This is a genomic window from Stenotrophomonas sp. YJH_SMC_105-26, from assembly GCF_059368915.1.
Map to the genome: position 1 here is coordinate 137593 of NZ_JCAFSD010000009.1, position 9065 is coordinate 146657.

At 63.9% G+C, this 9065-nt stretch carries 10 protein-coding genes; all 10 read right to left on the reverse strand.

Annotated features, from left to right (window positions below):
- Positions 1 to 13: 13 nt before the first annotated feature.
- Positions 14 to 1510, reverse strand: a complete 1497-nt coding sequence (locus AC5P7F_RS18055) for a type II and III secretion system protein family protein (protein ID WP_164077819.1) — start codon at positions 1508 to 1510, stop codon at positions 14 to 16.
- On the reverse strand, positions 1497 to 2291 hold the full coding sequence (cpaB, locus tag AC5P7F_RS18060) for a Flp pilus assembly protein CpaB (RefSeq protein ID WP_053495263.1): 795 nt from the start codon (positions 2289 to 2291) through the stop codon (positions 1497 to 1499). The genes AC5P7F_RS18055 and cpaB overlap by 14 nt, the downstream gene beginning before the upstream one ends.
- On the reverse strand, positions 2288 to 2473 hold the full coding sequence (locus AC5P7F_RS18065; protein WP_014646171.1) for a hypothetical protein: 186 nt from the start codon (positions 2471 to 2473) through the stop codon (positions 2288 to 2290). Before AC5P7F_RS18065 ends, cpaB begins: the two co-directional genes overlap by 4 nt.
- A gap of 10 nt (positions 2474 to 2483) precedes the next feature.
- On the reverse strand, positions 2484 to 3152 hold the full coding sequence (locus tag AC5P7F_RS18070) for a hypothetical protein (RefSeq protein ID WP_164077818.1): 669 nt from the start codon (positions 3150 to 3152) through the stop codon (positions 2484 to 2486).
- Positions 3136 to 3951, reverse strand: coding sequence for a TadE/TadG family type IV pilus assembly protein (locus tag AC5P7F_RS18075; protein ID WP_014036173.1), 816 nt, complete (start codon positions 3949 to 3951; stop codon positions 3136 to 3138). The genes AC5P7F_RS18070 and AC5P7F_RS18075 overlap by 17 nt, the downstream gene beginning before the upstream one ends.
- A 15-nt stretch (positions 3952 to 3966) precedes the next feature.
- Positions 3967 to 4752, reverse strand: coding sequence for a hypothetical protein (locus AC5P7F_RS18080; protein ID WP_014646173.1), 786 nt, complete (start codon positions 4750 to 4752; stop codon positions 3967 to 3969).
- On the reverse strand, positions 4749 to 6278 hold the full coding sequence (locus AC5P7F_RS18085) for a pilus assembly protein TadG-related protein (RefSeq protein ID WP_227864258.1): 1530 nt from the start codon (positions 6276 to 6278) through the stop codon (positions 4749 to 4751). Before AC5P7F_RS18085 ends, AC5P7F_RS18080 begins: the two co-directional genes overlap by 4 nt.
- Positions 6279 to 6390: 112 nt before the next feature.
- The gene (locus tag AC5P7F_RS18090; RefSeq protein WP_014036176.1) at positions 6391 to 6663 is read right to left on the reverse strand and encodes a hypothetical protein; all 273 of its coding nucleotides are present in this window, start codon (positions 6661 to 6663) and stop codon (positions 6391 to 6393) included.
- Between the two features lie 537 nt (positions 6664 to 7200).
- Positions 7201 to 8208: an OmpA family protein gene (locus AC5P7F_RS18095; RefSeq protein ID WP_168708242.1), complete on the reverse strand. Its 1008-nt coding sequence runs from the start codon at positions 8206 to 8208 to the stop codon at positions 7201 to 7203.
- A 44-nt stretch (positions 8209 to 8252) separates the two neighbouring features.
- Positions 8253 to 8582 carry a hypothetical protein gene (locus tag AC5P7F_RS18100; protein ID WP_126411778.1) on the reverse strand — a complete coding sequence of 110 codons (330 nt, stop codon included), beginning with the start codon at positions 8580 to 8582 and terminating at the stop codon, positions 8253 to 8255.
- Positions 8583 to 9065 lie beyond the last annotated feature (483 nt).

Consider the following 9065-nt stretch of genomic DNA (forward strand, 5'->3'; position numbering starts at 1 on the left):
GCGACGGCTCCGGTCACTGCACGAAATCTTTGTTCCTGCGCGGCATGGCCTGCTGGCCGCGCTCCTGGATCTGTCGCGCACGCTCCAGGCCATCGAGGTTTTCCTGCGAGCCCGGCGTCACCACGCGCGGAGTAACGAACATCACCAGCTCGGTACGATTGCCACGGAAGCCATCGGAGCGGAACAGCTTTCCGAGGATCGGGATATCGCCCAGCAGCGGCAGGCGCTTGGCATCCTGCTGCGCGCTGGAGTCGATCAGCCCGGAGATGACGATGGTTTCCCCTGCGTGGACGTTGATTTCCGACTCGGTGCGGCGGGTGGTGAAGCCAGGCACGCCCTGCACGGTCACCGTCGGATCGACGCGGCTGACCTCAGCCAGGATGCGGGTGGAGATGTCCTGGTTGAAGTTGACCAGGGGCTCGATGTCGAGCTTGATGCCGTATTCCTTGTAGTCGACGGTGACCTGGCCGAAACCCTGCGGAACCGGGATCGGCACTTCGCCGCCGGCCAGGAACTTGGCCTGCCCGCCGCTGCGGGCGCTGAGTTGGGGCGAGGCCAGCAGGAACGCCTTGCCCTTGTTCATCATCAGGTTGATCGCCGAGCCGATCTGCGTGGCGATGCCAAAGAAGGCCTGGGTTCCCTGCAGCTTGTTCGGCAGCAGCACGCCGTTGGCCGGGCTCTGCTCGGGGTTGATGCGGTAGTAGTTGTTGTTGGTGAAATCCTTGACGATGCCCGCCACCGGGCCACGGATGACGTTGTCCCACTGGATGCCGAGTTCTTCCAGCGCATTGGTGTCGAATTCCATGATCTTCACGTCCATCTGCACCATCGGGCGCATGCCCACCGGGTCGGCGGTAGTGAAATTCAACACCGTCGGGTAGATCTTCTGTATCGCATCGATGCGGCTGCCGATGCCCGGGTTGATGTCCTGGCCGGTAATGACCACACGGTCAGCGACCGCATGCACATTGATCTTTTCCACGTCGGCCAGCAGGGTACGGATAGTCTCGGCCAGGCTGACGGCATCGTTCTCGGAGATGTCCACCTGCACCTGCAGCTGCTTGCCGTTCTGCAGCCACAGGTGAACCGTGGTGGAGCCGGGCTTCATGCCCATCATGATCAGGTCGCGCGGGCCGACGTTGGTGACCTCGAGCATCTCGCCACTACCGACGGCCACGCGCTTGAGCCCGCTGGGCAGCGTGTAGACGGCGGCCTGGCCGGCATAGATCCGGGCGCGGGTGGGCAGTGGCACCGCGGGCATGGCCGACGCGCTGGTGCGATAGGCGGGATCGGGAACCGGCGCCGGGAAGGCGCTCTGCCCACCGGGTACCGGTGCGTGGTTGGTGTTGGGCTGCGGTTGCGCCTGGACAGCAGGGCGCGGTGCGGCCATGACCTGTACCGGGGTCAGCTGGGTGCCGGTGGTCTGTGCCACGGCCAGCAGTGGCAAGGTGACAACAGCGATGGCCGCAGTGGCGGCGATGAGGCTGCGGATTCCATTATTGCTGCGCATTCGTCGACCCTTTGCCCCCAATGATGAATTGCACGCCAGCACGACCCTGCGTGCCGTTGCCGAGCAGTTCCCTCTGCGTCATGCCACTGAGGCCGAACGCACCACGATCCTCCACCTGGCGAAGCATCACCCGCATCGAACCGGCCTTGGCGGCGACCGTGAGTCGCTGCGCCTGTGCCGGTGTCAGTTCCAGAGTGATGTTCGAATAGCCCTGCTGGTCTTCCGAGGCCGGCGTTTCGCCGACGCGGTTGCCGGTTGCCAGCACGTTGATGTCCTCAAGCAGCGGCAGCACCCGGGCACCGGTCTGTTCCTGCTCGACGGTCAGCAGGATGTCGACGTGATCCCCGGGAGCAATCATGCCGGAGATCGAGTTCGTCTCGTCCACCTGGAGGGTGTAGCCCACGTTGCCCTTGGCGATCACGCGCGAGAACTGGTCGTACAGCGGTACCAGTGCACTGGCACCCAGCGGTGCACCTTCGCGGATCGGCGCGCGCAGCATGCGGCCGCTGTACTCGGACACATTGTCCGGCGTGATCGCATCGGCAGGCGGCAGGTCGGCGGGGACTTCGCGTACTGCAAGGTCGGCAACGGTGACAATGCTGCCCGGCTCCATGTCGGTCTTGGGCACGGCTACCGGCACCGTTTCCACCGGCGGAGCGGCACGCTCGTTCACCGCCTTCTGCACGTAGCGCACGGCGACCAGGGCCGCGAACAGGCCGAGGGCGAGGGCAATGATGATGAAGACGACGTTGCGGTTGGCTTTCAGCGGGAGCGCCTTCATACGACTCCCATCGACAGCATGTAGGTGAACCCCTGGTACGCCTTGCGCAGTGAATCGATCAGCTCGAGCACGATGTTCGGCTCGGCGACCAGGACCAGGACACCGACGGAAGCGACCACGGCGTACTCGATCAGTGCGGCCCCGCGCTGGCGGCGTAGGGACGGGGGAATGCGTTTTCTCATGGCGGTGGTCTCAGTGCTGCGACTGGTTGACGACAATCGAGGTTCCCTGCTCGTGCCGGTTGAAGGTCATGGTCATTTCCTGGCTGCCCTTGCTGTAGCGGACAACGCACTGCAGGGCGATCATCGAACAGCCCGCAGGGCCGGAACTTCGGCTCCAGCCGTCCGCAGGGAGGCGGCTGGCATAGAAGGCATCGGTCTGGAACGGAGACAGCGTGCTTTCCATGGACAGGCTGCGCCCGGGCGTGTCCAGGTAGGTGATGTCATTGATCACCTGCGTCCCGGACGGTTTCGGGAAATCGGCGCCGGCCGCGGCATCGGGCTTGCGCTTGAGCAGGCGTGTAACGCCGATCTGTGACTGGCTGCCACTGCCCTTGGCCGATACCTCGATGGTCACGTAGTACTCGCCGTGTGCGTGGCCGATCACGGTCTTGCCGCCGACCTCGTTGATCACGGTCTGCCCGGGCCATTCGCGGTTGTAGTAGCTGACGATGGACAACACCGGCAATGCGGACGTGAAGCGCGAGATGCGCATGGGCAGGCCGTTGTAGAGCATGTCCTTGGCCACCCACTCGCTCTGCGCGCCCTCGGGCTCGGGAATGTCCGGCCAGGACGCGGCCAGCGCAGGCCAGGCGAACAGCAACGCGGCCAGTGCCGCCAGCAGGTCAACGCGACGGCGCATAGGCAGGCAACTTGTCGACAGGCACCACGTCGGGCGCGATGTAACCGGGATCAAGCCTGCTCAGCGTCCCGATCATCGGGATGCCGGAGAGGCCGTCAAACGCCTTGGCGATGCCCGCCATGTGCTGGGATGGCACCAGTGGCTTGACCTGCGCGATCACCGAGCGTGACGAGTTGACCTTGAGCCCGGAACCGGCTGCATTCCAGGGGTCGGCCAGCACCACATGGGTGGCCTGCAGCTTCAGGCCCAGCGAATCGAAGGGTTCCAGATAGGCGGCAGCACTGCCGTTGGCACTTTTCAGATCCTGCACATCCAACCGCAGCTGGGCCTGGGTCAGGCCGTTGCGGTTGGGCGGGAACGAACCGAACATCGAGGTCACGTCGCCGATCTTCTTCATCATGCCGCCTGCCGACGTGCTGGTGTAGGAGACCAGGGCGAGGTCACCGCGCCGCACCAGCGGCTGGTTGGAGAAGGTATTCATCAGGACGTCGCCGACGGCGGCATCGCGTGCGCCGGTCTGCGCCTGGCTGACGATGGGATCGTTGGCACGCCCGAAATAGCGGTCGACGGCAAGATCGCGCTGGCGGCCGCTGGCCGGCAGCTTGTAGTCCGGCGATACGGTGGCTTCCCAGGCGATCGCGCGCGCGGCCTGCTGGGTGGCTTGGCGGGCGTGGATGTACTTGGCCAGGATCGGGATCAGCAGGAAGATCGGCACCAGCACGGCGCAGAGCACGGCGACTTCGGTGAGACTCTGGCCGCGCTGGCGACGCGCGCCGCGGAATGGGCGTTCCCTGTCCATGGCTACCTCAGCAGGTCATCGTTGGGAGGACGGTTCGCGCGGTACCTCGAGGTCGCCGCGTTCAAAGGGTTGGCCCACCGTCATGCGCTGCGTGGTCAGGCGGGTGCCATTGCCGTCGAGGGGTTCCTGCTCCAGGACAATGGCGTAGCGGCTCGGCCGGTAGTCGTTCAGTGCACCGGGGGTGAAGCCCCAGCTGGCACCAGCCGACCACACGCACTGGCTGAACCGTCCGTTCTCGTCCTTCCACACGTTGCACGGCTGGCCAGCGACCCTGCGGTTGCCCGCGCGCTGGAAGCCCGGCGAGGCGCTGCCTTCGTCGGCTTCGGCGGCAAAGCGGGTGAGCCCGTCGCTGTCGGCGGGGGACTGGCTACGCTCTCCCGTTGCCAGATCGACCTGCTCCACGCCGGAGGCGCTCTGGGTCTCCTGCAGGCCGGTGGCCTCCAGCCGGAACTGGCAGCTGGTCGCAGGGCCATCGTTGAGCAGGCGCCACTCGCGGGTACGGAACACTTCCTCTTTGCTGGAAAGCCAGGCTTCGTAACGAACGGTTCCCAGGCGGGCGACATCGGCGTCATCCAGTGCGCGGGTCGGCAATCCTGCCGCCTGGCAGTCGCTCAGTGCCTGCTGGTAGCTGGTGCGCGCCGCGTTGCGTCCATCCACCAGGGTTTCGGCAATCTGGTCAAGATGGATGCCCGGCATGTTCCTGGCAGCGGCGGGCTCGCCGTTGTCCGCCGCGCTGCCACAGCCGCTGATCAGCAGTGTGGCGATCGACAGGTGCAGGCGATTGAAAACAGCAAACGTCATGGCATCAAGGCTCCGGCTGCCGCCAGGGCAGCCTTGGTGGTGGCATCGGTCTTGACCAGTCGTGCCTGCCAGTAAGGGCTGAACAGGTTTCCGGTTTCACGCTTGCGGTCATCGCGGCTGAACATGCGCAGCTGCACCGGGCGGTCGAAGAACACCTGCGCGGAGGAAAGTGCGGCGATCTTGTTGTTGGCCATCCTGTCCGGCAGTTCCATCTGCGAGCCGGCCGGGGCGCCGATGCCGGCGCCGGACGTGGTGCGCGCGCTGGTGCCGGCGGTCTCGGCATAGATGGTGAAGACCGGGCCGACCTTGTCGCGGTCACGATCATTCTCGGCGTAGGGCTGCAGTGCCTGCCCGGCCTTGACGTCGTGATAGTCGCGCAGGCCGTTGTAGCCGGTGAAGAAGGCCTTGCGATGCTGGCCATTGGCGAAGCGCACGTTGGCATCCTGGCTGCGGTCGACAATCCACGCCGCGCCACGATTGCGGCGCACCGCTTCGCCATACGGGCGGTAGCGGCGGCGGTCCCAGTCCGAGTACCAGCCGTTGCCGTTGCCGAAGCCGTTGAGGAAGCGCTGGTTGCGATAGCTTTCCACGGCCTGCGCACCGCCCCAGCCGACTGGAATATCGATATCGGAAAGCGGCCATGGCAGCGGAAGCTCGACGGCCATGGTGTCCAGCGCTGCCCATCGGTTGTAGTCGACCATGTCGGTGCCGCCGGACTGCACCAGGAAGCCGAGGAAATCATCGCTGCGGCTCTTGCTGAAGCCATCACGCGACTGCATCACCACATTGCGGAAGCGGTCGGCGCCCTGGCGCTGCGTGGCCGAGCCACCGTTGGCGGTACGGGGAATGCTGTAGCGCTGCAGCAGCCGGTTCTCGGCCGTGGCCAGTTGCGTGCCGAGCACCGCGGTTCCGATGGTGCCCAGTTGTGCCTGCGGTGAGTTCCGCTGCAGCACATCCTTGGCGATGGTGTAGCTGTCCAGCCGCGATACGCCCTCGATGACGAGCTGCACCGAGGCGGCGAACATCATGTTGAGCTTGTCGATGGCGATGATGGCCGCCTGCGCGACAGGCTGGAACGCCTGGCGGGTGACCTTGAGAATGCGTTCGGCGACCTTGAAGGCGGTTGCCAATGCCTTGAACACCACGCCGATGTAGGGAATGGCGGAGAGCACATCCAGCGTGGTGCGGATGACGATGGAGGTGGTGTGCATCTGGTTCAGCCACGAATAGAGGCTGATCGTCTGTGCCACGGCCACTTCGTTGGCAACGCGGGCACGGTTCATGTAGGCCGCGTAGTTCAGTGCGCGTGCCTGCTGGATCGCAACGCTGTAGGCGGCGGCGTCAGCCGCATTGACCAACTCCACCTTCTTGTTCACCACCTGCCCTGTGTTGAACAGCAGGACAATCCCGATGCATAGAACCAGAATGAGTGCCAGCCCGAGAACCATTGCTTGGCCGGCGACCGTTCGGTGGCTGGAAACGCCCCGGGCCGCACGGCTTCGTGCCAAAGCCAATGCGCTGCGCATAACGAATTCCTGGGCCGGAGGCCATGGCTGCCCGTCGCGCGCCGCGTGCGGTGCGCGCAGGGAGATTATGCTGGGAGGGCCCTGGCGGCTTCATGCCGCCAGGGCTGGGGTATTACTTGTTCTTGTACGCGTCCATGCCCTTGGTCTTGTCAGCTTCCTGCTGGGCGCTGTTGGCCTGGTTCTTGGCGCGGTTGATCGACTGCGTCGCGCTCTGGCCGGAAAGTTCTTTCGACATGCCTGCCACCTGGCTGCGAACCGTGCCTCCGAAGAAGGTGACGGCTCCGATCGCGGCGATGGCGATCAGCGCGGTGATGATGATGTACTCGGTCATGCCCTGACCGGCCTGCTTACGGGAAAAACGGATGTGACGACGGCTGCGTTCCATGTATTTCCTCCTTGATGGCAGGAATCCTCCCGGGTGTGCGGGATATTCGGCGTGTCCGCTGGGGGATCCTGATTAATGGCAGGGCGAGGTAAAGACAGGAAGCTCACACCCTGGTTCGTCGAAAATTTGTCGCTTGTTCGAGAACGGGGCCAAGCCTATCGACAGAAAATTGACGATACAAGTCAGGTTTTTCCGATATGCAATGAAATATTTGAAAATGTGATGCACACTGCAGATTAACAATTGTCTGCACATAATCACGTCAAATTTGAGCTAGATGCACCGCTTTTCGTTAAGGAAATTAACACTTAACTGACATATTTGTGTCACGCAGGCGGCTTGTGGTGCCGGAATATTGGCGCGCTACAGAGGGCGCGTGCACGGCCTGCTTCTTGTTCGAACGGGATGAGAGATCCGCGTGTTTTTATCTCGTTGCATCCGCGGCAAAACAAATGACCGTGCGGCGCGGAAAAAAAAAGCACATGCAGGGCATGTGCTTTTTCCGGAGCGCTTCAACGCAGTAACGTCGTGGTGATATCAGCGCTTGACCAGTTCCACGCGACGATTGGCGCGACGCCCTTCTTCGGTTGCGTTGTCGGCGACCGGCTGGCTCTGCCCATAGCCTTTCGCGCTCAGGCGTTCGGCTGCGATTCCACCGCCGACAAGACGCGTGCGCACCGACTCCGCACGCGCCTGCGAGAGCGTCTGGTTGTGCGATTGGCTGCCGCTGTTGTCGGTGTGTCCTTCAACGGAAAGGCGAAGCTGTGGGTCGGCCTTCAACAGCTGGGTGACCTGTGCGATCTGCGGTTCCGAATCGGGCAGGATCTCGGCGGCGTCGGTTGCGAAGTTCACCTGGATGGATACCTTGCCACTGCTGTCCAGTGCCTGTTTCAGCGTGTCCGCTTCAATGACCTTGGCCGTGATCTGCACCGGTTTTGTCTCTGCGACGAGCAGGCCGCCGGAGTTTCCACCCGAGCCCAGGTGAATCCAGATATCGCGATCTTCGCGATGGATGACATAGGTTTCTGCGGGTTCGTTGTAGATGTCGCCGATGCCGCCGACATAGGTGGTCGCCGCCTTGCTGTTACCGATGTCACGCGATGCATCGGCCGGTATGGTGCCGGAGAAAATGCGCTTGCCCCCCAGGGCCTCGACCAGGCTCTGTACATTGCGGCTGAGCTCCAGCTGCGAATAAGGGTGATCGCTGCTGCTCTGCAGGACCGAAGAATGAACCTTGCCTTCAATCCATTCCACGCGATCGCCGGTCCAGAACGGTACGCGATCGAATTCGCTGTCTACGACGTCCTGGCTGGTGTAGCCCTGCGGCAGTCCGAGATAAGGGAAGCTGCCGATCGTTGCCTGCGATACGGGCAGCTCGGCAACATTGAACGCTGCGGCCTTCTGGCTTCCATCCGTGGCCGCAGCCGCCTGCGGTGATGGTTCGGCTGCGGTGCTGGAAGGTGCGGCCGAGGAAGCGCCACCCTCTGCAGGCGCTTCGCCAGCGCGCTTGCAGGCACCCAGTGCCAGTACCAGGCTGGCGGCCAACAGGCTCGCGCGCACTGCGGACATCGTCGATCCGTGCTTCTGCGTCATGAACGCACCTGCTTCATCAGTTCGTTGCAGACTTCGCTGGTGGGCTTGTACTGGCCCTTCTTCCAGGCATCGGTGATCTTCTTCTGTGTCTGCGCTTCGGCCGTGTCATAGGCCTGGTCGAAGCCTGCTTCGGCGCCGAACACGGTTTTTGCCTGTGCCTTGTGGCTTGCGCGCAGCTTGGCGGCCTGTTCCGGGGTTGCGCCGCACGCCAGGGCATTGCCTGCATGCGTGCCTCCCAGTGCGCCGAACTGCGCCGCACCGCCGCCCTGTGCGACTGCGGTGCCGCTGCCGATCAGCAAGGCGGAGGTGATCACTAGCTTCGTCATGAAATACCGCATGTTGATGTTCCTCATCCGGCCCGATAGCGGGCATCAATCCCCTGTGGCCCGAGCATAGCAACAGGCAGTGAGTGCCAGCGTGTCGTTGCATCGCCACGGCACGGCCAGTGGTCAGGGCGTGGACAGGAAGCGCGGGGTGCCACGACGTGGGGCAGATCCTGTCGTTGGACGGCCATCGAACGTGCAAGCGGGACGGTCGACCAGGCATCCCCGCACGACGGAAACCCATTGATGGATCTGGAGCAACAAGCCCCTCTGTTGAGGGGCTGCCCCGACAGGGGCGGGGAGAGGCCGGCAAGGGGAGGGGCCCGAACGTTGCGCAGCAACGTCTGGGGCGAAGCGCGCGCAGCGCACTTCGCATCCCCCGCCAGTGGCTTCTGCGAGGTACAGCCGATCAGGCATCCCCGCACGGCGGAAACCCATTGATGGATCTGGAGCAACAAGCCCCTCTGTTGAGGGGCTGCCCCGACA